Source organism: Clostridium porci, assembly GCF_009696375.1.
GTDB lineage: Bacteria > Bacillota > Clostridia > Lachnospirales > Lachnospiraceae > Enterocloster > Enterocloster porci.
Genome location: NZ_VUMD01000005.1, coordinates 151,152 through 174,032, shown reverse-complemented (window position 1 = coordinate 174,032; position 22,881 = coordinate 151,152). Strand labels below are relative to the sequence as shown.

Below are 22,881 nucleotides of genomic sequence, written 5' to 3'. Positions count from 1 at the left end.
TTTATAAATGAAGCACCCTTTCCTTAATCTCCTGGGTTCTGCCCTGATTCCAGAACTGAGTCCCGATGTAGCCGCAGGTCCGGCGGGCCACATTCAGCTTGTTCTCATCCCTGTTGCCGCACTTGGGGCACTCCCATACCAGCTTGCCGCCTTCGCCGGTTACAATCTTAATTTCTCCGTCAAAGCCGCACTCCTGACAGTAGTCGCTTTTTGTATTCAGTTCCGCATACATAATGTTGTCGTAGATATACCGGATAATCTGTAGCACCGCAGGCAGATTTCCCTGCATATTCGGCACCTCCACATAGCTGATGGCGCCGCCTGTGGACAGAGCCTGGAACTGGGACTCAAATTTCAGCTTAGTGAAGGCGTCTATTTCCTCCGATACATTCACATGATAACTGTTTGTAATATAGCTTCTGTCTGTCACGCCCTTGATAATTCCAAACCGCTTCTGAAGGCATTTCGCAAACTTGTAGGTAGTGCTTTCGATGGGTGAACCGTAGATACTAAATCCAATATTTGTCTCCTCCTTCCACCGGTTGCATGCCTTGTTCATATACTCCATCACCTCCAGCGCAAAGGGAGTTGCTTTCGGATCTGTATGGGAGCTGCCCGTCATGTATTTCACGCACTCATAAAGCCCCGCATATCCCAGAGAAATGGTGGAGTATCCTCCATAAAGAAGCTTATCGATGGTTTCTCCCTTCTTAAGCCGTGCCAATGCACCGTTCTGCCAGAGAATCGGCGCAGCGTCGGAGAGCGTTCCCAGAAGGCGGTTATGCCTGCACATCAGAGCTCTGTAGCACAGCTCCAGACGCTCGTCAAATATCTTCCAGAAGGTGTCCTTATCTCCACCGGAGGATAAAGCCACATCCACCAGGTTGATTGTAACCACACCCTGGTTAAACCGGCCATAAAACTTATAGGTTCCGTTCTCATCCTTCCACGGACTCAAAGCGCTGCGGCATCCCATTACAGGAAAGCAATTCCCCTCCTTCAGCTCCTTCATCTTTTTCTCGGAAATATAATCGGGAACCAGACGTTTGGCCGTACACTTAGCAGCCAACTCCGTCAAATAATAATACTCTGTACCCTCATCTATGTTGTCCTCCTCCAGCACATAAATGAGCTTTGGAAATGCCGGTGTAATCCACACTCCCGCTTCATTTTTCACTCCCTGGTAACGCTGCTTTAAGGTTTCCTCCACAATCATGGCCAGATCCCTTTTCTCCTGCTGGTTCTTTGCCTCATTGAGGTACATAAATACTGTGAGGAAGGGAGCCTGTCCATTGGTGGTCATCAGGGTAATCACCTGATACTGAATGGTTTGAACGCCCTTAATAACCTCCTTGCGCAGCCTGTTTTCCACTACCTGGTTGATTATCTCCTGGGAAGGAGTACAGCCAAATGCCTTAATTTCCTCCAGCACCTCACCCCGGATTTTTTTTCTGGACACCTCCACAAAGGGAGCCAGATGAGCCAGGCTGATGCTCTGTCCTCCGTATTGGTTACTGGCCACCTGAGCAATGATCTGGGTGGCAATGTTGCAGGCCGTGGAAAAGCTGTGGGGCTTTTCAATTCTGGTTTCGCTGATAACCGTCCCATTTTGCAGCATATCCTCCAGATTAACCAAATCACAGTTATGCATATGCTGGGCATAGTAATCGGAGTCATGGAAATGAATGATGCCCTCACGATCCGCCTCCACTATATCCTGCGGCAGCAAAAGACGCTTAGTCAAATCCTTGCTCACCTCTCCTGCCATATAGTCGCGCTGCACACTATTCACCGTAGGATTCTTGTTGGAATTCTCCTGCTTTACATCCTCATTGTTGCACTCAATCAGCGAAAGAATACGGTTGTCTGTAGTATTTGCCTTGCGAACCAGAGAACGCTGGTAACGGTAGCGTACATAATCCTTTGCCAGCTCAAAGGCTCCTGTCGCCATAATCTGATTCTCTACCATATCCTGAATTTCCTCCACGGATACAGCCCTCTTTAATTTGTCGCACTTATACTCCACATAATCCGCAATCTCCTGAATCTGCTCTAAGGTCAGCTTATTCTTGTCAGCCGCCTGGTTTGCCTTAGATACGGCAACTATGATTTTCTGGATGTCAAAGGCTTCCTCCGCACCATTTCTCTTAATAATTCTCATTACCCGCATTCTCCTTCTATATATGTTTGTTTATTTAATTAATATACCCGCTTTAAGCATATCATAAAAACAAGAAAATACTGTTGCTTGTGCACTAATATAGGATTTTACCACTAAATGTAGTGGTTTGCAATAAAAAAATACATGATAAAGTATTGTATTGCAAAGTAGTCACAAGCAACAAATACGCCTTAAACGCGCAAGACGCTGGCAGAATATGCATTGATTAAATATTATGAGCGAAAAAAAAGAACACCGTTCCATAACAGGTGTCCCTTTTCGTTTATTTTACTCATAACCCCGTTTAGCCGTCTTCCATTAAGCTTTTTGCTTATTCTGCCAATTTCCTGAGAACGTCCCCTTTATTCCCTAAGCAAAGCCTGTTTCTTTCTTAATAAATAGCCGGCTCCCGGACTAAAACCGTAGGATATCCCAGATTGCGCAGAGTCCGTTCCATCTGAATACCATTATCCATATTTAAAAATGCTCCTACCCGAACTTTATACAGACCGTCGTCATAAACGATAAATGCAGGCAGGCCCTTGGCCTGAAGCTCATTTAACAGCCGATCGGCAGGCATCCTGTTTCGGAAGGCTCCTACCTGTACCTGATAGTACGCCGGACGCTGTGCTTCCTGCTGGCGTATCGTAGTGAGAACTCCCTCCGCGATAGCCTGGGCGATGGCCTGGAAGTTCTGGTCAAAAAAACGGTTGTCTGCCGGATTGTCAATAAACCCTGCCTCTACCAGCACAGCAGGCATCTGAGTTCTCCGCAGGACAATCAGCCCAGGACGTTCCTGTATCCCTAGATCCGCGAATCCCACATTCGCCAGATTTCTCTGTATATTCTCTGCCAGCATGGCCGAAACGCCCGTATTCTCATATACCAGGGTGGTCGCTCCGCTTCCTGTACCTGGTATGGGCATAGCGTTGCGATGAATTGACACAAAATAATCCGCCCCCGACTGGTTAGCTATCTGGGCCTTTTCAACAGGCGTATCAAACACATCGGTGGTTCTTGTGTAAGCTACGTCTACCCCGTTATTTTCCAATATCTGTCCCACTGCAAGGGCCAGACGCAGCGTATCATCTTTCTCCCGGCGTCCATCAAACATAGCCCCAGGTTCGTCACCGCCATGTCCGGCATCTATGATTACTCGTTTAAGGTCTGCCATATCAGACCCTCCTTTACATATGTCTCTACCTTATACCATATGTATAGAAAAGGAGAAAGTTTCCATTTTGTATCCTTAACTTTCGTCCATATCCGCCCTTCTTATCCTCTGCGCTGCCCTGGCTGACACCTTTGAGATTATCCTGCAGACGGCTCCGCCCCTATGGCGCTCTGAGACGTCAATCTGGGACTATTTCTTTCGCTTCAGAGCTTTCATACGCATCACAGCCTTCACCGTGTTCTCATAGGTTCCAAAACCTGTAAGGCGGAAATATCCCTCTCCGCTGGGGCCAAAACCGCTTCCTGGAGTTCCCACCACGCGGGCGTTCTCCAGAAGATAATCGAAAAATTCCCAGCTGTTCATCCCGTCATCTGTTTTCAGCCATACGTAAGGGGAATTCACCCCTCCAAATACGGTGTAGCCAGCCTCCTTCAGCCCGTCATAGATAACCCTTGTATTTTTCTTATAATAGGCTACCTGCTCCATTACCTGCTTGTGACCCTCCTGTGAATATACTGCTTCTGCTGCCCTCTGCTCAATGTAAGGAGCGCCGTTAAACTTGGTACCGTGACGGCGGGCCCACAGTGCATGAAGCATTACATTCCCACATTTCAAATCCTTAGGCACCACGGTAAAGCCCAGGCGTACGCCGGTAAAGCCGGCTTTCTTGGAAAAGGAACGAAATTCAATGGCACAGGTTCTGGCCCCCTCAATCTCGTAAATAGAATGAGGCACATCCTCCTCGGATATATAAGCCTCGTAAGCTCCGTCATAGAGAATGACGGCTCCCACCCGGTTGGCGTAATCCACCCACACTTTAAGCTGCTTTCTGGTCAGAGTAGTTCCAGTGGGATTATTAGGAATGCACAGGTAAATCAAGTCCGGAGTCTCCTTTGGAAGCTCCGGCACAAAGCAGTTATCAGCTGTACAGGGCATGTAAATCACATTGCTCCATATTCCGGCCTCTGTATCGTACTCCCCGGTACGTCCTGCCATAACATTAGAATCCACGTAAACGGGATACACAGGGTCGCACACCGCGATCCGGTTGTCATGACTGAATATCTCCTGTATATTTCCACAGTCGCTCTTAGAGCCGTCAGATACAAATATCTCATCTGCCTCAATCCGGCATCCCCGATCTTTATAATCCCGCTGTGCTATGGTTTCCCGCAAGAAGGCATAGCCCATATCCGGCGCATAGCCGTGAAAGGTTTCTGCACGTCCCATATCATCCGCTGCCTTATGGATGGCCTCTACAATCGCCGGAGCAATGGGGAGGGTCACATCCCCAATTCCCAAGCGTATCATGTCTTCTGCCTTGTCCGGGTTAGCCTCCTGGTATGCGGCTATCTTTTTTGCTATCGTAGAGAAAAGATAGCTTCCGGGCAGCTTCAGGTAGTTCTCATTAATTTTAACCATGTACGATTCCTCCTCTTTTTGCGGCCCTGCCATATGCAAAGCCGCCTTAAACGTAAACGCTCCCAGGGAACCCTGCACATCTTCGTGCTTCCTGCTCCCTGAGAGTGTTTGTTTGCCTTATTTTATTAAGTCTGCTGTAGATTGACGCAGAATTTTTAATGTGTCAATCATAGTATATTTCTTCCGGGATGTCAATAGCTCCACTATAAACCTCTACCCCAGGCCCTGTCATAAAGAGATGGCCTGTGGCCCTATCCAGGCGGATACGAAGGCTTCCGCCTCTGAGAAACACCTTTACCTCATCCTCCACATATCCCATGAGAATGGATGCCATGACACTGGCTGCCGCTCCTGTACCGCAGGCCAGCGTTTCTCCGCTTCCCCTCTCCCAAACCCGCATCCTTAGATGTCGCCTGTCCAGCACCTGGATGAACTCCGTGTTCACACGCTCCGGACAAAACCGTTCATGGAGCTCAAAGCCGGGGCCTATCCGTTCCAGATCCAGGCTGTCAATTTCTTCCATAAAATAGACTGCATGGGGATTTCCCACGCTGATACCAACGAATTGATAATCCTGTCCATTAACCTGTATATCCTCTGGAAGCCCGGAGGTAAGCGCAGCCTCTCCCATGTCCACTGTGACGGACACAACCTTTCCCTCTTGGATTTCCAAATCCAGAGTTTTAATTCCTCCCAACGTTTCCACTGTAACCTGGCGTCTGTCTCCAGGCACCAGTCCATGGTCATAGACATATTTTCCCACACAGCGGACTCCGTTGCCGCACATAATTCCCTGAGAGCCGTCCGCATTGTACATCTCCATCCGGCAGTCAGCCGCATCCGACGGGCAAATCAGTATCAATCCGTCAGAGCCGATACCGAAATGACGGTTGCTAACAAACCGGGCCACCCTTCCAGGCTCCCTTACGGTTTCTTCAAAGCAGTTCACATATACATAATCGTTGCCGATTCCTTGCATTTTCGTAAATTTCATAGACACCTCACACATGTATCAAGCTAATTACCATCTGAGCCGTCTCCACCAGGTTCGTTCCGCTGTCCATACTGCACTTTTGTATATACCGGTGGGCTTCCGGCTCTGTCATATTGTTGCGCTCCATGAGAAGCGCCTTTGCCTGTTCGATTAAATCCTGCTCCTTAAGGCTTCGTTTTCTTGGTCCGCATCGCAGCTTTCTGCGGATACGAATCTGACGCTGAACCATCATCTCCAGGGTGCTTACCAGATCGTTTACCTTCAGGGGCATGGGCAGGCAGATTACATCGCTCATAGCCTGGCCGCCCCACCTGCCGGGAGAGGAAATCAAAAGCATACCGAATACCGACGGCAAATACTGGCGCAGCTCGTTATAAAGCATATCCTCAAACCGGTAGCCGCTGACTACAATACCGCTGCTTAAGCCTTCTGCAGCCGTAATTGTCTGAGCTCCTGACGTGCAGACAGCAGCTACCTGAAAACCATTTCTCACCAGAATCCCCTTTATATTCCTGCCGTCCTCGGGCCTGGAAAACGCAACAATAATATTCGCCACATATCTCACCTCCCAGTAAGCCTCTGTATTGCAGCTCTAGTATTTATACAGATACTCACTTACTTCCCAATCTGTTATCTGAGCCTTGAAAGCCCTCCATTCCTTTTTCTTGGCCTCCAGATACTTGGTGTAAATATGCTCCCCCAACACTTCAACTATAAATTCACTTCCCTCATAAGCCTCAACGGCCTCACCTAAGGTTTCTGGTATACGCTCTATATTCCTTCTCCTTAACTCCTCCAGCTCCATAGCAAACATATTGCCCTCCACGCAGGCAGGCAGCGCCATCCTCTTCTCAATTCCGTCCAGACCTGCATTAAGACAGGCGGCCAGCGCCAAATAGGGATTCATGGCAGAGTCCGGGCAGCGCAGCTCAATTCTTGTATTTTCCCCCCTTGGAGAAGGGATTCGGATCAAGGAGCTGCGGTTGGAGGTAGAGGACCATGCAATGTAGATAGGCGCGTCATAGCCCGGTACCAGGCGTTTATAGGAATTAACCAGAGGATTTGTAAGTATGGTCATGGCCTTCATATGGTGAAGAATACCCGCCATAAACCAGTACGCCTCCTGGCTCAGCTTCAACGGATCACTCTCCTTCGCAAACAAATTTCTGCCCTTTCTGTCTGAGAGAGACATATTGATATGCATGCCTGAGCCGTTAACGCCCTCCTTGGGCTTTGGCATAAATGTAGCATGAAGGCCGTGGCGCTTTGCAATGGTCTTGGCTGCCATCTTAAAGGTCATAATATTATCGGCCGCCTTCAGGGCGTCTGTATAACGGAAATCAATTTCATGCTGAGCAGGGGCCAGTTCATGGTGACTGGCCTCCACCTCAAGGCCCATTTCCTCCAGATTCATCACAATATCCCTGCGTACATTCTCTGCCAGATCAATCGGAGAAACATCAAAATACCCGGCCATCTCATGAGTTCTGGTGGTGGGTCTACCTTCCTCATCTGTATGAAACAGGAAAAATTCGCACTCCGGCCCTACATTGAACACATAGCCTCTGTCAGCAGCTTTTTTTACAGCACGCTTTAAAACATACCTAGGATCACCTAAAAACTGAGTGCCGTCCGGGTTGTGTACGTCACAGATCAGCCTTGCCACCTTTCCCTGCTGGGGTCTCCATGGCAGAATTTCAAAGGTATCCAAATCTGGAAACAGGTACATGTCAGACTCATCAATCCTCACAAAGCCCTCTATGGCAGAGCCATCAAACATACAGCGGTTATCCAGCGCCCTGTCCAGCTGGCTGGAGGTGACAGCCACATTCTTAAGCATGCCGAAGATATCCGTAAACTGGAGGCGTATAAATTCTACATCCTCCTCCTCTGCCATACGCATTATATCATCTTTACTGTATTTTCTCATATGCAGCCTCCTCTCTTGGAAATAGCTTTATTTTACAGGTAAATGCTAAAAAGCGGGGACGTTTCGCGACGCTCCCGCTTCAATTTGAAAATAGCAGGCCCGATAAGACCCCGTTAACTATCGTTCGCACATCCCGCGTCAGAGCCTACGAGACAGGCTCCAAGTGCTTGAAGCTACCCAAAATATAGCACAAACATTTTTCCTTTGTCAATGCGTAAGAATCATTTTATAGATTGAATCACTTCAATGTGCGAAGCTGTTGGGTGAAATGGGTTCCCAGCTTAATGGTTCCCACATAGCCCACATCTCCTGTCATATGAACAACACCGTCCTCGGCAATCTCCACCTCCAAAGCGCCTCCTGGCATCCGAACCTCCATCTTGGGATCTGTCAGTCCCAGACGGTAAGCCGCCGCACCGGCCGCACAGCAGCCGCTGCCGGAGGCCAGGGTATAGCCTGCTCCCCGCTCGTATACCTCAGTCTGGATATGTGTCCTGTCCAGCACCTTGATAATCTGGGTATTGATTTTCTCCGGGAATTGCTTTGCGCTCTCAGAATACTTCCCGATACGGCATACCAGATCCTTTGAAATCTCATCCATGAGGATTACGCAATGAGGATTACCCACAGAAAGACAGGTTACAGGGTAGGGAATCCTGCCGAATACCATAGTTTCGTTGATAATTTCACGGCGGGGCCCCTCCACCGGTACCGCATCACTCCAGAAGGTAGCCTTTCCCATTGAGGCCTTAAGCCTGGTTCCCTCCTCGTTCAGATAGTGAATGGCAGACTCTCCCCCCTGGGAGGTGATAGTAAAATCCTTCTTCTGAACATATCCTGCATCCTTTAAATATTTAGCAAATATACGAACTCCATTACCGCTTTTTTGAGCAATGCTTCCATCTGGATTCCAGACAATCATGGCTATTCGGTCATGTTCCATGACAGGGCCCTCCAGAATACCGTCTGAGCCTATTCCGAAATTGCGATTACACATTAGCTGAACATTGGCCGGATTCAGCTTCATTTTGTTTTTATTCGGATCGTAAACCAGATAGTCATTGCCTAAACCATGATATTTTTCTACCACCAATCTCACAATCTTATACCTCCGTCCCCTTTGGTTATTCTTTATTTATGATTTTATCAGGCATTATTTTAAAATAAAATCAAATTTATGCTATAATTTATTGCAAATAATGCTATTATATTTTATAATATGCTACATATATAAAAGCTTGAGGAAGGAACGAAAAATTATGAAGCAGGAGAGCGTACCTGTTACAGGCAGACCCTCGGCAGAAGGATCTGACCCTGTCTGTAAAAAGCAGGGATACCTAAAGGAAGATTTCCGCCTCTTCCATTTAAAGGACAAGAAGAAACGCATTTACGAACCTCACTATCACGACTTTCTGAAAATAACTCTTCTTCTGGAGGGAAACGTAAGCTATGTAGTGGAGGGCCGCTCCTATCAGCTTTGCCCTTATGACATAGTACTTGTCAATCGGGGGCAGATCCATCGGCCAGAGGTGGAGGATACCCTTCCCTATGAAAGGATATTACTATATTTATCGCCAGCTTTCTTAAACCGATTCAGCCAGGAAGGAGCAGCATTAGACCATTGCTTTAAGGCCGCCTCCTACCGCCATTCCCAGGTGCTGCGCCTAAAGGAGGATGCCAAACACGCTCTCCTGTCCCTTCTTAAAAGACTGGAGCACTCCCAAAACTGGCAGGATCAGGAATTTGCCGGCTCTCTTTACAGCCGTATTCTATGCCTGGAATTTTTGATCCAGCTAAACCGGTTTTCCTCGGATTCCAATGCCCAGTATCTGCCTACCAGCACTCTGGATTACCGGGTCTCAGGACTTATCTCCTATATCAATGAGCATTTGGAGGAAGAGCTGAAAATAGATCGCCTGTCCTCTCTTATTTCCATGAGCCCCTACCATATGATGCGCACCTTTAAGGAAGAAACAGGACGCACCATTGGAAGCTATATCACAGAAAAACGCCTGCTCAAGGCCAGAGAGCTTCTGGAGGGAGGGACTAAAGCCACTGAAGCCTGCTATATCTGCGGTTTTAATAACTATTCCACATTTCTCAGAGCCTACAAGCAGCATTTTGGTTATCTTCCTAAACGCCAGAAATTCATGAAGAAAGAGGAGCTCTCTATCACAGAAGCGGAACCAACCAAAGCCTTTTTTAACGGTTGATTCTTCCCTACTCCCCTTATGGCACGGCTATCGTTATTCTATTAAGAACGACTAATAAGCAGGGCAAAAAAGCCCGGAGTACCCATGCATCGGGGATTCCGGGCTTTTTCATCTCTTGCGGGATGTTCTGTCCTTTCCTTACTAACTGATCTTACTGCTTTCAATCCTGATTACTCTGGCTTTTGCCCGCTTCCTGCTGGGACCAGGAAGGCGCCCCGGCGGCATCTTTTGCAGCCGTCAGCTCCGCCTGTTTCCCCGTCTCAAGGCTCTCAGGCCCTTCCCCGCCCTCTTCCTGTTTGGCCTCGGGCTCAGGCAATCCCTTCACTTGGCGGAAAATCTGCATAAACTCCTTACCTGTGATGGTCTCCTTCTCAATGAGGAAATCTGCGATCTGATCCATAGCGTCACGGTTATCCTTCAAAAGACGGATAGCCTCATCATAGGAATCCTTTAGTATTTTCATTACCTCCTGATCGATCTCAGCCGCAGTCGCATCTCCGCAGTTTAAGACCGACCGGCCGCTCAGATACTGATTCTCCTTGGATTCCAGCCCCATAAGGCCAAACTTCTCAGACATACCGTATTGGGTGACCATGGCTCTGGCCAGGTTGGTAGCCTGCTGTATGTCGTTAGCCGCACCTGTGGTTACAGTATCAAAAACTATCTCCTCAGCCGCACGGCCTCCCATCATCTCTACAAGCCTGGCCTCCAGCTCCTTCTTGGTATTCAGGTACTTCTCCTCCTCAGGAACATTCATCACATAGCCCAAGGCCCCCATGGTTCTTGGCACAATCGTGATCTTCTGCACAGGTTCGGAATGCTTTTGCAGAGCGCTCACCAGCGCATGTCCCACCTCGTGATAGGATACAATGCGGCGCTCCTCCTTGCTCATAATCCGATCCTTTTTCTCCTTGCCCACAAGCACCACTTCCACTGCCTCAAACAGATCCTTCTGGGACACAGCGCCGCGTCCATGCTTTACCGCAGTTATAGCTGCCTCATTCATCATATTGGCAAGATCCGCACCCACTGCACCGGAGGTGGCCAGAGCTATCTCCTTAAAGTCCACTGAATCATCCAGCAGCACATCCTTTGAATGTACCTTCAGAATATTAATACGGCCATTTAGATCGGGCTTATCCACGATTACACGACGGTCAAAACGTCCTGGACGGAGAAGAGCCGGATCTAGAATCTCAGGCCGGTTGGTAGCGCCTAGAACCAGAAGTCCCTTGGTAGAGTCAAAGCCATCCATCTCACTTAAAAGCTGGTTTAAGGTCTGCTCCCGCTCGTCATTCCCCCCCATGCGGCTGTCACGGCTACGGCCGATGGCGTCGATCTCGTCAATGAAAATAATGCAGGGAGCGTTCTCTGTAGCATTTTTGAACAAATCACGTACACGGGACGCGCCTACTCCCACAAACATCTCTACAAAGTCTGAGCCTGACAGAGAATAAAAGGGCACATGGGCCTCTCCCGCCACTGCCTTTGCAAGAAGTGTTTTACCGGTTCCCGGAGGACCTACCAGCAGAGCTCCCTTAGGAAGCTTAGCTCCTATTTTAGTATACTTGCCTGGGTTGTGGAGGAAATCCACAATCTCCGTCAGGGATTCCTTAGCCTCATCCTCTCCTGCTACATCTTTAAAGGTAATGCCCGTCTCCTTCTGGACGTACATCTTGGCATTGCTCTTACCTACACCCATGATTCCGCTGCCGCCCATTCGCTTCATGGTAAAGTTCATAAGGAGCAGAAAGAACAAAAAGGGAAGCGCATAGTTTGCAAGTATCAGCAGTATGGTGCTTGGATCCTTATTTTCCCGGTTGGTAACTACGCCATTCTCCAGGACGCGGTCCACAAACTTGTAATCTCCCTCCAAACGCACTACATAATAATCCAAATCCTGAGAATATTTGGTATTTCCTTTTTTCGGAGTGACCTTGATCTCTGTATTTCCTATACTGATAGCCTCCACCTCACCTGCGTCTATCATCTTCACGAATTCATTGTAGGATAATTCATGGCGCCGTTTGGAATTCAGATAGGAATTCATGCCGCTGACTACGCTGAATGTAAGTATGGCCGCAATCACCAGCATCGCGATGGTTTGCCAATTACTTCTGCTGTTTGGATCTTGCTTGTTATTATTATCCATATTGTACAAATTCTCCCTCTGAATGAGTCATTAATACATTCCAACAAAAACCCATTCTCTACCATTATAGTGTCAGTCTCCCCATAAATCAAGAAAAGAACAGTTAATTTTCTTAAATTTTTGCAAAAAACCTCTGGATTTATTTTTAGTCTGGATGTATAATGTATCAGTTATTTTTCAGACACTCTATACAGTATATCACACACTACAGAAACGGAGGTTATCCCCACCATGCCAGTCAAATACGTTTTTGTAACCGGAGGCGTTGTATCCGGTCTTGGCAAAGGAATTACTGCGGCAAGCCTTGGCCGGCTTTTAAAAGCCAGAGGCTATAAGATAACCATGCAGAAATTTGACCCTTACATCAACATTGACCCCGGAACTATGAACCCGGTGCAGCACGGAGAGGTATTCGTGACCGATGACGGCGCTGAGACGGACCTGGATCTGGGCCACTACGAGCGCTTCATTGATGAAAGTCTTACACGCAATTCCAATGTCACCACCGGCAAGGTCTACTGGAGCGTCCTTCAAAAGGAGCGCCGGGGCGGCTTCGGAGGCGGCACCGTTCAGGTAATTCCCCACATTACCAACGAAATCAAAAGCCGCTTTCACCGCAATTTCTCAGATTCGGAAACAGAAATCGCCATCATCGAAGTAGGAGGCACTGTGGGCGACATTGAAAGCCAGCCCTTCCTGGAGGCTATCCGCCAATTCCAGCACGATGCCGGACCAGGAAACACCTGTATTATCCACGTAACCCTCATTCCCTATCTGAAGGCTTCTCAGGAGCTTAAAACAAAGCCGACCCAAGCCAGCGTAAAGGATCTTCAAGGTATGGGAATCCAGCCTGATATTCTTGTATGCCGCTCCGAAAAGCCGCTGGATGAAAGCATTAAGAACAAAATTGCCCAATTTTGTAATGTCTCTCCCAGCCATGTGCTCCAAAATCTGGATGTAGAAGTGCTCTATGAGGTTCCTCTGGTAATGGAACAGGAGCGTCTGGCTCAGTCCGCCTGCGAATGTCTCAATCTTCCCTGTCCGGAACCAGATCTCACCGGCTGGGCCAGCATGATTGATACCTGGAAGCATCCTAAAAGAGAAGTCACCGTAGCCCTGGTAGGCAAGTATATACAGCTTCACGACGCTTATATCTCTGTAGTAGAAGCTTTAAAGCACGGCGGAGTAGCAAATCACGCCCGAGTACACATCAAGTGGGTAGATTCCGAAACTGTAACTCCTGAAAATGTATCTGAGATTTTCTCAGACGTAACAGGTATTCTGGTTCCCGGCGGCTTCGGAGACCGTGGCATTGGCGGAAAGGTATATGCCATCCAGTATGCCCGGGAAAACAAAATTCCATTCCTGGGCCTCTGCCTGGGCATGCAGCTTTCCATTGTGGAATTCGCCAGAAATGTCATCGGCCTCCATGACGCTCACAGCGTAGAATTAAACCCATCTACTACCCATCCTGTCATACATCTGATGCCTGAGCAGGACGGTATCGAGGATATCGGAGGCACCTTAAGGCTCGGCTCTTATCCCTGCGTGCTGGACAAGTCCTCCAGGGCCTATGAGATCTATGGGCAGGAAACCATCCACGAACGCCACAGGCACCGCTACGAGGTAAATAATGACTATCGCAGCAGCCTGACAGAGCACGGCATGAAGCTATCTGGCATCTCTCCCGACGGTCGTATTATAGAGATGATAGAGCTTCCGGATCACCCCTGGTTTTTAGCTACCCAGGCCCATCCTGAATTGAAATCACGTCCCAACCGTCCCCATCCTCTGTTCCGAGGATTTATTGAGGCGGCAATGAATACGAACTAAGTATAAAAAAATTCACCTTCACACACACTAACTATGACACACAACAGCAAATGGAGGTGAATTTATTATGGAACCAGATCATCACAATGACCCCTTCGATATTGATATCCAATCCTGTTCCGCTACTGACTGCACCGGGCTGATTCCTTCTCTCCCCCAATCAAAGGAAGAGCTGGAAGCCTATGAGGATCTATATCCCTATATTACCAAAGCGAACACAGGCGATAAATGCCAGGGCTGAATCCCGGCGCAAAAAGAGCAGAGAGTGCTAATCTCTGCTCTTTTTCATGAACCGGCAAAGCTTCAGCCGTACAAGCCAATCCCTCCTTCAGCCATTCCCCGCACACCTCATCCATGCATAAATCTGCTGAGGAACTCCTGAGTCTGCCTTTCCCTGGGCGAACCGAAGATAGACTTCGGAGGGCCTTCCTCTACAATGACTCCCCCGGCCATAAAAACTACATGACTGGAAACATCCCTTGCAAATGCCATCTCATGGGTAACGATAATCATAGTCAGCCCTTCCTCAGCCAGCTTTCTCATAACCTCCAAAACCTCGCCGACCATCTGCGGATCCAGAGCTGAGGTAGGCTCGTCAAACAGCAATACCTCAGGCTCCATAGCCAGGGCTCTTGCAATCGCAACTCTCTGCTTCTGACCTCCCGAAAGCTGTCTCGGCTTTGCATTGATATAAGGGGCCATTCCCACCTTTTCCAAATAGTACATGGCATTTTTCTGAGCCGCTCCCTTATTTTTCTTGAGAACACGGATCTGTCCAATCATACAGTTTTCCAAAACTGTCATATTGTTAAACAGGTTAAAGCTCTGAAACACCATGCCCACTCTGGAACGGTACTGGGGAGCATTCACCTTTCTGTCCGCAATGTCTGTGCCATGGTACATAATCTCACCGGTAGTAGGGGTCTCCAAAAGGTTCAGGCATCTAAGAAGGGTAGACTTTCCGGAGCCTGACGCGCCGATAATACAGGTAACATCCTGACTGCTTACTGAAAAATCAATATCCTTAAGCACCAGATTTGTACCAAAGGTTTTGCTCAAATGACGGATTTCTAATATCCTATCTCCCTTCATCTTCCTTCCTCCTTCGCAGACTTATCTGCCTGGTAGCTGTACATGCCGCTGGTATGAGCCAGAGTATCCGTAGTAGCCAAATCAAAATTGTCCGCTCCGTCCATACGATCCTCCCACCAGCGAAGAATCCTCGAGCAGGTAAAGGTCATAATGAAGTACATAATCATAGTAATGGTGTAGGTCTCAAAGTTCATATACAAGGCCCCTGCCGCCGCTTTTGTTTTATAAAGCAGCTCCACCACACCGATTACAGAAAGGACGCAGCTGTCCTTAATATTGATAATCAGGTTGTTGCCGATCTGAGGCATAATATTTCTCAGGGCCTGAGGCAGGATTACATACATCATGGTCTGAACATGGGTCATACCAATGGCCTTGGCTCCCTCAGTCTGACCGGAATCAATGGAAAGTATACCGCCCCGGACTGTTTCCGCCATATATGCCCCGGTATTGATGGACAAAATAAAATAGGCCGCCTGTATGCTGGTCATATTAATCTTCAACAGAGGCAGAAGCCCGTAATAAATAAACATGGCCTGAGCCATCATTGGAGTGCCTCTGAAAAACTCCACATAAGCGTTTAAAACTGCCTTAACGATCCATAGCAGCCCTCTCTTTGCCGGATTATCACCCCGCTGTGCAGGTATCGTCTGAACAATACCTGCTGCAAAACCGATGACGCATCCTGCCAGGGTTCCCACCAGGGCAATCTTAAGGCTGGTGCCTGCGCCCTGCAGCATTGACATACCATACCGGTTAAATACAAGCATTACACGGCTGAAAAAATCTGTTGGCATATCCCTTCTCCTTACTTTTCCATACGTACTTAATTCCCCAGGCAGCCAGCCCGGCGAACAATCCATGTCCTGCTGCCGGCTGCTGCGGTTTTTGTAAATCCTGTTAGTTTGCCATAGGCTGAACAGAAATTGCCTCGTCCATCATGGCGGAGAAATCGTCCTTCGTCATAGTTGTAAGAACGCTGTTGATGGCATCCTTTAATTCAGTATTCCCCTTCTTTAAAGAAATTCCGATATTAACATCCTCATCTGTTACCTGAAAGGCGCCCTCGCCCTCAAACTCAAGCATCTTGAAATTAGGATAGGCAACCAAAGCTCCCTTTCCTGTAGGCTGGTCTGTTACAACCAAATCACACTTTCCTGCATTAAGTGACATCAGCATGTCTGGCGCGCTGGCAGTAGCCGCCAGAATATTGGCCCCCTCTATCTGGGGCAAACAGGTATTGTACCAGATCGTACTCTGCTGAGAAGTGCAGGTAGCTCCTGCAAGATCAGCCACGCTGGCAGCATGTTCATACTTGCTTCCTTCCTTAACCAGGGTGACAATCGTTGCATAGTAATAAGGCTCTGTAAAATCTACTGCTTGAAGGCGCTCAGCAGTAATGGACTGTCCCGCAATCACGCAGTCAACCTGTCCGGTTGTAACAGCAGGAATCAGGGAATCCCAGTCCAGACGCACAATCTCCAGGTCATACCCTAAGGTATCAGCAATCTTCTTTGCCATCATAACATCATATCCATAGGCAAACTCATTGCTGTCCGCAATGGGAACCGCCCCATTGGCGTCATCAGGCTGCGTCCAATTATAAGGCGCATATGCGCACTCCATAGCAACACGCAGGGTCTTCCTCTCCCCGCCGGCCGCAGAGCTGTCTGCTGTGACAGCAGCCGAAGAAGTGTCCCCGCTGCCGCTGCAGGCAGTCAGTGAACCAACTGCAAGTACAGCCGCCAGGCCCAAACCTAAAACTTTTTTCGTGTTCATTTTCATAATAATCTCTCCCTTAAACATACTTATTCCAGCCTGACCATTTAAGAAAAAAGCCACACCTATCACACAGGTATGACTTATTGTCATCTGATGCCTCACTATCTTAAACAGCTGGGCTCTGCCCTCTATCCTGCGGCGCGCTTCATTTTCCTGAAACATGCGCTTAACGTCGTAAGTATAGCATAAGTTATTCTGTTTTCCAATACCTATTTATGTTTTTTTATGCGAAAAAACAGTGTAAATCACTGTAAAAACAGCCACAAATACACCAATATTGTGTTGCCGGATGTATATTGATTCATGCCGCCAGAAACTCGTGAGCGAGAACTAAGGATGCTGCGCATGGTATCCGATCTGACTACTACCAAAGAACCCTATTGTCAATGGATAGAAACTATATCAATTCTTATGACGGGATCAAATCTCTGAGTTTGATTGATCAGCTTCTATCCCAAAACACAGTTCCCTCTGATTCACTGCCTCATGTATCAGGAGCAGTATTTCCAGAAAACTCCGAAAGCTTACCTGAATGCGCTTCTCCCTCCAGCCGATGGTTCCCTGCCAGGTTCCATTGCGCTTAAACAGTACTCGAACTATAAAGGTTTCAAATTCCACGCCTTCTGCTGCCACCTGGAGTGTAATGGGTATCATATGATTCATCTCTCCTTTTAAAAAAGGCATAGCCATGCTCTCTATCACTTCCTTAATCTGATATCCATTTACAAAAACAGGGAGGCCCTCCACTGCCGGACTGGCTGGGTTCCCCTCTATAACATACCTGCCATCGCACAGACCGGACGAAGAGCCCACCTGCCTGCCGCAGCCTGCCCCTCTCTCCCTGTCAATTCCACCCAGCCTTTCGCCCAGATAATCCATTAATTCAATTAAGCTTGCAAAGGAGATGCCAGATCCATCGCTCAGATCTGTAACCTCCCCCTGCCAGCTTGCGTAAAACCGGTATTTCACCTGAAGAAGGAAATTACTCAAGGTTCCTTTTCTGTCCTTACCTGTATTCCTGATCTCGTGGGGTATTTCACCTGGAAAAGCTTCGGTAAGCTTTCTGTTAAAGCTTCTCTGCTGAACACTTTTCATGGGATACTGCAGCTTATCAAACAGGCGCTCCAACGTCACTACCAGCTCTGTAAGGCAGCTAAAAGCTGCTGCTTCCTCCATACTTTCATGAAACATCCTTCCCTTTAGCAACCGATTCTCAAAGCTGTCCACAGCTATAAAAAAATGTTTGTATGAATTTATTAAAGCTCCTCTTGTTGAAATCGCCATCCCTATACCTGCTTTCCCACTGACTTTATAGTTACGTTCTGTTTTCAACCAATTATATCACAGCATTACAATCTGATTACAATTCTTCCAGTCAATCAGGAATCCCTTTTAAAGCATCCTCTTTTTCTGGACAATCTCCCTCTAAATTAGTATACTAATTTGTATCATTACAGTTTGCAAAGGAGGCAAAGCATGGATGCAATGGGAGAAAAGCATGTTATCTACGTGAGAACCTTAGGAGGGTTTACTATCAAGGCCGGGACCAGAGCAATTACAGATAGCAGCAACCAATCTAAAAAGCCCTGGCTCCTTCTGGAATATCTTGTGATTTTCCAGAAGAAACCTATCAGCCCAAGCGAACTGATTCGCATTATATGGGCTGATGACCCAGGAATAAATCCCAACAGCTCTTTAAAAACGCTGATATTCCGTACCAGAAAGCTGCTGGGTCCATTAGGAATTTCTCCTCAGAAGCTGTTAGTTCAGAAGGGGGGCTCTTATGCCTGGACCCAGGAATACACCACTGTCATAGACATCGACGAATTCGAGGATATTTGCAATAAAGTCTTAGGCCAGCCTTTGGAGGACGAGGAGGCCCTTTCCTTGTGTTACCAGGGATTGTCCCTCTATAAGGGCGACTTTCTTCCAAAATCTGAATATGAACCATGGGTTATTCCGATTGCCGCTTATTATCACTCCCAGTATCAGAAGCTGGTACATAAAACCATTGAGCTTTTGGTCAAAAAGCAGGCCTATGCTAAAATCACCTCTATCTGTGAAGGTGCAGTGAGAATCGAGCCTTTTGATGAAACCCTCCGTTACCACCTGGTTCATTCTCTTTTTAAGGATGGGCATACCAGTCAGGCACTGGAAGAGTACAAGCACACCATGAACCTGTTTTACAATGAATTTTCCATCTCCCCATCCAACGATTTTAAAAACCTTTACCGGATCATCTGGAACGAGGCTCAAGGTATCAATATTAATCTGGACTCCATTCAGGACGCCCTTCAGGAGGAAGGCTCAAAGGGTGCATTTTATTGTGAATATTCAGTGTTCCATGACCTGTTCCAGCTGGGGCGCAGAGCGATTGAACGCACCGGGGACTCCATCTATCTATGCCTTCTGACAATAACTGATACGGAAAAAGCCACGCCCAAGCTTCCCTTCCTTACCAAGGCTATGAAGCATTTGAACACGGCTGTCAGCACCTCCCTGCGATGCAGCGACGCTTATACCCGCTACAGTGTATGCCAGTATCTTATTCTTCTTCCCACCATCACATCCGAGCAGGCAGAAACGGTGCTGAACCGGATTTGCGTCAGCTTCCGAAAGCTTTATAACCGGAAGGATCTCATGGTTAACTATTCCCTGCAGCCTGTGCTTCCCAGGAAGCGTTCATCTTAGCAAAATGTCCCCTCACTCCTGTCAAACAGGTAGAGGGGACGTTCCTGTATTTGAAGCTGCTTCTTTTAGTCTGATTGCCCTACACAGGACATAAGGCCTGTTAATCCGTTTACGCTCCATGACAGATAACCGGAATCCCCTTATAAACCATCTCGTAAAGAGCCGGAACCGATGCGGGAGGAAGATTGATGCAGCCGTGGCTTCCGCTTTTCTGATAAATGACTCCGCCGAATTTTCCCCGCCAGCTGGCGTCATGAAGGCCGATGCCTCCGTTAAAAGGCATCCAGTAGGACACAGGGCTTTCATATTCATAGCTGCCGTCCGCCAGCTTTTTTCCTCGCAGAACCCGATCCTTCTCCTTATAGGCAAGGCTGTAGATACCGGCTGGAGTCGTGTAATTCTTGGAAGCATTTCCGGTTACACAGGGAGCTTCCCACACTAGCTTCCCTTCCTTGAACATATAAACATGCTGTCCTGTCAGATCCACCTCCACATAGGTTGTTCCCCAATCAGGGGCTGTTCGGCTTGCAGCAGTGGCTGCATAAACCGGCTCCCGCTCTACAGGCTCTGCAGCCGGGCCAGCCTGAAGCAAAGAGATAAGAGCCGCGGTTTCTCCAGCTACGTCAATTTTCCAGCCATAAGGACCTGTCAGGGCTACTTCAGTACCTGTGGCAGTCAGAAAGTTCCTGACTGTACCTACCGTATCATATCTGGCCGCCAGCCCGCTTACAAAGGCAGCCACTGCGTCTTTATCCACCTCTGTCATCCCATTGACCGTTCCTCTGAGCCAGGAACATATAGTTTCTCCTGTAACCGTCTCTGTCTCCCCGCCGAAGCTGTAGTGAATCTCCATCTGACGGTACTGGTTCATTCTGTCGCATAAGGCTGCCAGGGACGGATCGTTCTCCCACAAACTGACCTGAGTATAGCAGCCTGCCTCATCCACATCCACAGAAGTCTGCCCTGCATGAACTGCTTCAAGGATCAGAGAGGTTGTTTTCTCCACATCTACGCTGTTACCCTGAACAGCGGGAATGATTGTATAAGGCTTCCCTTCCTCATAGGCAGATATGAAGGCGTCCCTGGTTGTAACAATGCCGGAACCGCCGATGAGTGTAAGTCTTCCAATTCTTTCCAGCAATGCTTCCTGGCTGAAGGCTGTCGTCAGAGCCATGGTATGTTCATTATCCTCGTTAGGGCCTGCGTTACGCCCTGCGGCGTTCTGAGCGTCTAAAATGGCCTGCAATCCTTCTGGAGAAATTCCCACACGGTAAGCAATATCCGTTCCTTTAATGGTTTCTACGGCTCCCCCTCGTTCCTTGATTGTAAGTGTATATTCACCTGCGTAAAAGCCTTCAATCCTCTCCCTAGCCTCTGCTACCGTAAGAACTCCGATTCTCACTCCGTTCACCTTTGTGCCAGAAACAAAACGGGAGGCATCTGCTGTCTGAGCCGCAAGTACCGTCATAGCTGAAAGCACGATACAAGCCGCCGCTATTACGGCTAGCTTCGCTATTTTATCCATTGTCCGATCTTTTACACTGCTTTTTAATATCATTAAAATCTCCTTATTCATCTACTACCGTTATGCTTTCGATTACCGGCTGGTTCTCCTTTGCCACCGTGCCGTTTCCGTCCTCTGTCTGGACGGCCTCACAAATCGCGTCCACGACCTCCATCCCATCGGTTACATAGCCAAAGCATGCATAATCTCCATCCAGAAAGGCGCTGTCCTGATGAACAATAAAGAACTGGGAGCTGGCGCTGTCCATTAATGCAGAGCGAGCCATAGAGATGGCTCCTCTTGTATGGGACAGAGGATTGTCCACACCGTTATTGGCAAATTCTCCCTTAATCTCCTCACCTGAGCCTCCCATGCCTGTACCTGTTGGATCTCCTCCCTGAATCATAAAACCGTTTATAATCCGGTGAAAGGTAAGTCCGTCATAGAAGCCTTCTTTTGCAAGCTTTAAAAAATTGGCTACCGTTATGGGCGCTGCATCTCCATCCAGCTCAACCTGTATGGTTCCGTAGTCCTTTATATTGATCGTTACATAGTGCTTTCCGGCTGCCGCCTTTAGAGCCTCTGAATCATCTGCCGCTGTATCCTCTGCTGCTTTCTCCACATTTGTTTTCTCTGCTGCCGCTGTCCCGTCAGCCTGGGTCTTATCCTCTGACTGAATCTTGGTTTCAGCTGCCGGTGTCTTTGTTTCCCCTTTGCTCTGGCAGCCGGCCAGCATAGCCAATGCCAATGCTGACGCACATACGCACATCCATTTTTTCATTGTTATGACTCCTCTTTATATATAAACCTTTTAGACAGAGCTGTTTTTACACAACAGCTTTGCTGACTCATATTGTAACACTGAACGGATGCCTGCGTAAAGTAGTTTATAGAATTATTATATTCTTCTTGCATGTTAGGAATTATTTATTTCCTATTGCATATAACGCTCTTTTGTGATATAAATAATATAAATTAACATTTCTTTTGGCATGTTACTGTTGAGTCAGGCAATACCAAGAAGCTTCTTAGTAATAAGGAGTTTTTTGGTATTTTTTATTTTAGCGGGGTATAATATGAGGGTAGAAAAAATCTGGAATAATAACATAGTATCAGCCCTAAACGAGTTAAACGAAGAATTAATATTGATCGGAAAAGGAATTGGGTGGAACGTTAAGCCTGGCAGCGAGATTGAGCCTGGACATGTGGAGAAGATATTCAGACCCGACAAGTCTGTATCCGCTAAGAAAATGGACCAGATTTTAGCGGAAATACCTATTGATATCATTGAAGTAACCTATGAAATCATTGATATAGCAAAGGAAGCTCTTAATACTGATTTGTGCGCTAGCGTTTATCTGGCCATAGCCGATCATATTCATTTTGCCGTTATACGTTACCGTCAAAATTTGCCTATCCAGAATCCACTATACTGGGAGGTAAAAAGACTTTATAAAAAAGAATATGAAATTGGCTGCAGAGCCCTAAAGCTTATCCAACAAAAGCTAAATCTTTCACTTCCTGAGACAGAAGCGGCCTCAATCGCAATTCATTTAGCCAATGCACAGATGAATACTGATATTGAAGGCATCATTCATATTGCGCAGATCGTCCAAAATTGTCTGAATATTGTAAAGAAGGACTTTTCTATAGAATATGATGAGGATTCATTGGACTATCAAAGGTTTATAAGGCATTTAATGTTTTTTGCGGAAAGGATTCTTTCAAACAAGACCTTAAACGGAGATGATTTTCTATATAAAATAGTAGTCCGCAAATACCAGAGGGAAGCAAAAACAGCCAAAAAAATAGGCAAATATATAAAACAGGATTTTTCATATGTGCTGGGAAATGATGAATTCGCCTTTTTAGTTGTACACATCCATAGGGTACTAGAAGCGAATTCTAAAAAAATATAAAAAGGAGAAGAAAA

The 22,881-nt window shown here is 47.4% G+C and carries 19 protein-coding genes; 5 read left to right on the top strand and 14 right to left on the bottom strand.

Translation table 11 applies throughout. From position 1 onward, the window contains the following. Window position 1 precedes the first annotated feature (1 nt). The 7 genes from nrdD to dapF (FYJ39_RS07325) all read right to left on the bottom strand — a co-directional run bounded on the left by nrdD (window position 2) and on the right by dapF (FYJ39_RS07325) (window position 8,780). The gene (gene nrdD / locus FYJ39_RS07355; protein ID WP_154471812.1) at window positions 2-2,161 is read right to left on the bottom strand and encodes an anaerobic ribonucleoside-triphosphate reductase; all 2,160 of its coding nucleotides are present in this window, start codon (window positions 2,159-2,161) and stop codon (window positions 2-4) included. A 391-nt stretch (window positions 2,162-2,552) separates the two neighbouring features. After that, complete coding sequence (locus FYJ39_RS07350) at window positions 2,553-3,335, bottom strand: N-acetylmuramoyl-L-alanine amidase (RefSeq protein WP_154471811.1); 783 nt, start codon at window positions 3,333-3,335, stop codon at window positions 2,553-2,555. A gap of 189 nt (window positions 3,336-3,524) precedes the next feature. Then, window positions 3,525-4,757, bottom strand: coding sequence for an LL-diaminopimelate aminotransferase (locus tag FYJ39_RS07345; RefSeq protein WP_154471810.1), 1,233 nt, complete (start codon window positions 4,755-4,757; stop codon window positions 3,525-3,527). A gap of 163 nt (window positions 4,758-4,920) precedes the next feature. Beyond that, window positions 4,921-5,751, bottom strand: a complete 831-nt coding sequence (gene dapF / locus FYJ39_RS07340; protein ID WP_154471809.1) for a diaminopimelate epimerase — start codon at window positions 5,749-5,751, stop codon at window positions 4,921-4,923. Between the two features lie 7 nt (window positions 5,752-5,758). Next, entirely contained in the window at window positions 5,759-6,307 is a 549-nt protein-coding gene (locus tag FYJ39_RS07335; RefSeq protein ID WP_287848010.1) for an ANTAR domain-containing response regulator, read from the bottom strand. Between the two features lie 36 nt (window positions 6,308-6,343). Then, window positions 6,344-7,681, bottom strand: a complete 1,338-nt coding sequence (gene glnA, locus FYJ39_RS07330) for a type I glutamate--ammonia ligase (RefSeq protein ID WP_154471808.1) — start codon at window positions 7,679-7,681, stop codon at window positions 6,344-6,346. Between the two features lie 238 nt (window positions 7,682-7,919). After that, window positions 7,920-8,780 carry a diaminopimelate epimerase gene (dapF, locus tag FYJ39_RS07325; RefSeq protein WP_287848008.1) on the bottom strand — a complete coding sequence of 287 codons (861 nt, stop codon included), beginning with the start codon at window positions 8,778-8,780 and terminating at the stop codon, window positions 7,920-7,922. A 160-nt stretch (window positions 8,781-8,940) separates the two neighbouring features. On the opposite strand from dapF (FYJ39_RS07325), the gene FYJ39_RS07320 reads away from it, so the two are divergent. Next, on the top strand, window positions 8,941-9,894 hold the full coding sequence (locus FYJ39_RS07320; RefSeq protein WP_154471807.1) for an AraC family transcriptional regulator: 954 nt from the start codon (window positions 8,941-8,943) through the stop codon (window positions 9,892-9,894). Between the two features lie 160 nt (window positions 9,895-10,054). Here the strand turns inward: FYJ39_RS07320 and ftsH are convergent, their stop codons facing one another. Continuing rightward, window positions 10,055-12,046, bottom strand: a complete 1,992-nt coding sequence (gene ftsH / locus FYJ39_RS07315) for an ATP-dependent zinc metalloprotease FtsH (RefSeq protein ID WP_235919766.1) — start codon at window positions 12,044-12,046, stop codon at window positions 10,055-10,057. 231 nt (window positions 12,047-12,277) lie between these two features. Here ftsH and FYJ39_RS07310 point away from each other — a divergent pair, with 231 nt between their 5' ends. Next, the gene (locus tag FYJ39_RS07310; RefSeq protein ID WP_154471806.1) at window positions 12,278-13,879 is read left to right on the top strand and encodes a CTP synthase; all 1,602 of its coding nucleotides are present in this window, start codon (window positions 12,278-12,280) and stop codon (window positions 13,877-13,879) included. A gap of 67 nt (window positions 13,880-13,946) precedes the next feature. Then, the gene (locus FYJ39_RS20465) at window positions 13,947-14,120 is read left to right on the top strand and encodes a hypothetical protein (protein WP_178258484.1); all 174 of its coding nucleotides are present in this window, start codon (window positions 13,947-13,949) and stop codon (window positions 14,118-14,120) included. Between the two features lie 107 nt (window positions 14,121-14,227). Here the strand turns inward: FYJ39_RS20465 and FYJ39_RS07305 are convergent, their stop codons facing one another. The 4 genes from FYJ39_RS07305 to FYJ39_RS07290 all read right to left on the bottom strand — a co-directional run bounded on the left by FYJ39_RS07305 (window position 14,228) and on the right by FYJ39_RS07290 (window position 18,037). Next, a complete protein-coding gene (locus FYJ39_RS07305; protein ID WP_154471805.1) occupies window positions 14,228-14,971 on the bottom strand; it encodes an amino acid ABC transporter ATP-binding protein in 744 nt (247 codons plus the stop codon). Continuing rightward, window positions 14,968-15,768: an amino acid ABC transporter permease gene (locus FYJ39_RS07300; RefSeq protein WP_154471804.1), complete on the bottom strand. Its 801-nt coding sequence runs from the start codon at window positions 15,766-15,768 to the stop codon at window positions 14,968-14,970. Before FYJ39_RS07300 ends, FYJ39_RS07305 begins: the two co-directional genes overlap by 4 nt. Window positions 15,769-15,871: 103 nt before the next feature. Further along, complete coding sequence (locus FYJ39_RS07295) at window positions 15,872-16,843, bottom strand: transporter substrate-binding domain-containing protein (protein ID WP_353847324.1); 972 nt, start codon at window positions 16,841-16,843, stop codon at window positions 15,872-15,874. A 330-nt stretch (window positions 16,844-17,173) separates the two neighbouring features. Next, a complete protein-coding gene (locus FYJ39_RS07290) occupies window positions 17,174-18,037 on the bottom strand; it encodes a hypothetical protein (RefSeq protein WP_154471803.1) in 864 nt (287 codons plus the stop codon). A gap of 192 nt (window positions 18,038-18,229) precedes the next feature. Between FYJ39_RS07290 and FYJ39_RS07285 the strand changes: the two genes are divergently transcribed. Beyond that, window positions 18,230-19,444 (top strand): AfsR/SARP family transcriptional regulator, encoded by a 1,215-nt coding sequence (locus FYJ39_RS07285; protein ID WP_154471802.1) that lies wholly within the window; start codon window positions 18,230-18,232, stop codon window positions 19,442-19,444. A gap of 109 nt (window positions 19,445-19,553) precedes the next feature. Here the strand turns inward: FYJ39_RS07285 and FYJ39_RS07280 are convergent, their stop codons facing one another. Further along, the gene (locus tag FYJ39_RS07280) at window positions 19,554-21,002 is read right to left on the bottom strand and encodes a L,D-transpeptidase family protein (RefSeq protein ID WP_235919765.1); all 1,449 of its coding nucleotides are present in this window, start codon (window positions 21,000-21,002) and stop codon (window positions 19,554-19,556) included. Window positions 21,003-21,012: 10 nt separating this feature from the next. Beyond that, window positions 21,013-21,729 carry a peptidylprolyl isomerase gene (locus tag FYJ39_RS07275; RefSeq protein ID WP_154471801.1) on the bottom strand — a complete coding sequence of 239 codons (717 nt, stop codon included), beginning with the start codon at window positions 21,727-21,729 and terminating at the stop codon, window positions 21,013-21,015. A gap of 295 nt (window positions 21,730-22,024) precedes the next feature. On the opposite strand from FYJ39_RS07275, the gene licT reads away from it, so the two are divergent. Then, window positions 22,025-22,867, top strand: a complete 843-nt coding sequence (gene licT / locus FYJ39_RS07270) for a BglG family transcription antiterminator LicT (protein WP_195840394.1) — start codon at window positions 22,025-22,027, stop codon at window positions 22,865-22,867. Window positions 22,868-22,881 lie beyond the last annotated feature (14 nt).

What these genes read in the sequence shown, in the direction of transcription:
- FYJ39_RS07300 (WP_154471804.1), bottom strand. Translation starts at nt 15,768, where the DNA reads ATGCCAACAGATTTTTTCAGCCGTGTAATGCTTGTATTTAACCGGTAT.
- FYJ39_RS07275 (WP_154471801.1), bottom strand. Translation starts at nt 21,729, where the DNA reads ATGAAAAAATGGATGTGCGTATGTGCGTCAGCATTGGCATTGGCTATG.
- dapF (WP_154471809.1), bottom strand. Translation starts at nt 5,751, where the DNA reads ATGAAATTTACGAAAATGCAAGGAATCGGCAACGATTATGTATATGTG.
- FYJ39_RS07320 (WP_154471807.1), top strand. Translation starts at nt 8,941, where the DNA reads ATGAAGCAGGAGAGCGTACCTGTTACAGGCAGACCCTCGGCAGAAGGA.
- FYJ39_RS07310 (WP_154471806.1), top strand. Translation starts at nt 12,278, where the DNA reads ATGCCAGTCAAATACGTTTTTGTAACCGGAGGCGTTGTATCCGGTCTT.
- FYJ39_RS07345 (WP_154471810.1), bottom strand. Translation starts at nt 4,757, where the DNA reads ATGGTTAAAATTAATGAGAACTACCTGAAGCTGCCCGGAAGCTATCTT.
- ftsH (WP_235919766.1), bottom strand. Translation starts at nt 12,046, where the DNA reads ATGGATAATAATAACAAGCAAGATCCAAACAGCAGAAGTAATTGGCAA.
- FYJ39_RS07290 (WP_154471803.1), bottom strand. Translation starts at nt 18,037, where the DNA reads ATGGCGATTTCAACAAGAGGAGCTTTAATAAATTCATACAAACATTTT.
- nrdD (WP_154471812.1), bottom strand. Translation starts at nt 2,161, where the DNA reads ATGAGAATTATTAAGAGAAATGGTGCGGAGGAAGCCTTTGACATCCAG.
- glnA (WP_154471808.1), bottom strand. Translation starts at nt 7,681, where the DNA reads ATGAGAAAATACAGTAAAGATGATATAATGCGTATGGCAGAGGAGGAG.
- FYJ39_RS07295 (WP_353847324.1), bottom strand. Translation starts at nt 16,843, where the DNA reads ATGACAATAAGTCATACCTGTGTGATAGGTGTGGCTTTTTTCTTAAAT.
- FYJ39_RS20465 (WP_178258484.1), top strand. Translation starts at nt 13,947, where the DNA reads ATGGAACCAGATCATCACAATGACCCCTTCGATATTGATATCCAATCC.
- FYJ39_RS07285 (WP_154471802.1), top strand. Translation starts at nt 18,230, where the DNA reads ATGGATGCAATGGGAGAAAAGCATGTTATCTACGTGAGAACCTTAGGA.
- licT (WP_195840394.1), top strand. Translation starts at nt 22,025, where the DNA reads ATGAGGGTAGAAAAAATCTGGAATAATAACATAGTATCAGCCCTAAAC.
- FYJ39_RS07280 (WP_235919765.1), bottom strand. Translation starts at nt 21,002, where the DNA reads ATGATATTAAAAAGCAGTGTAAAAGATCGGACAATGGATAAAATAGCG.
- FYJ39_RS07305 (WP_154471805.1), bottom strand. Translation starts at nt 14,971, where the DNA reads ATGAAGGGAGATAGGATATTAGAAATCCGTCATTTGAGCAAAACCTTT.
- FYJ39_RS07350 (WP_154471811.1), bottom strand. Translation starts at nt 3,335, where the DNA reads ATGGCAGACCTTAAACGAGTAATCATAGATGCCGGACATGGCGGTGAC.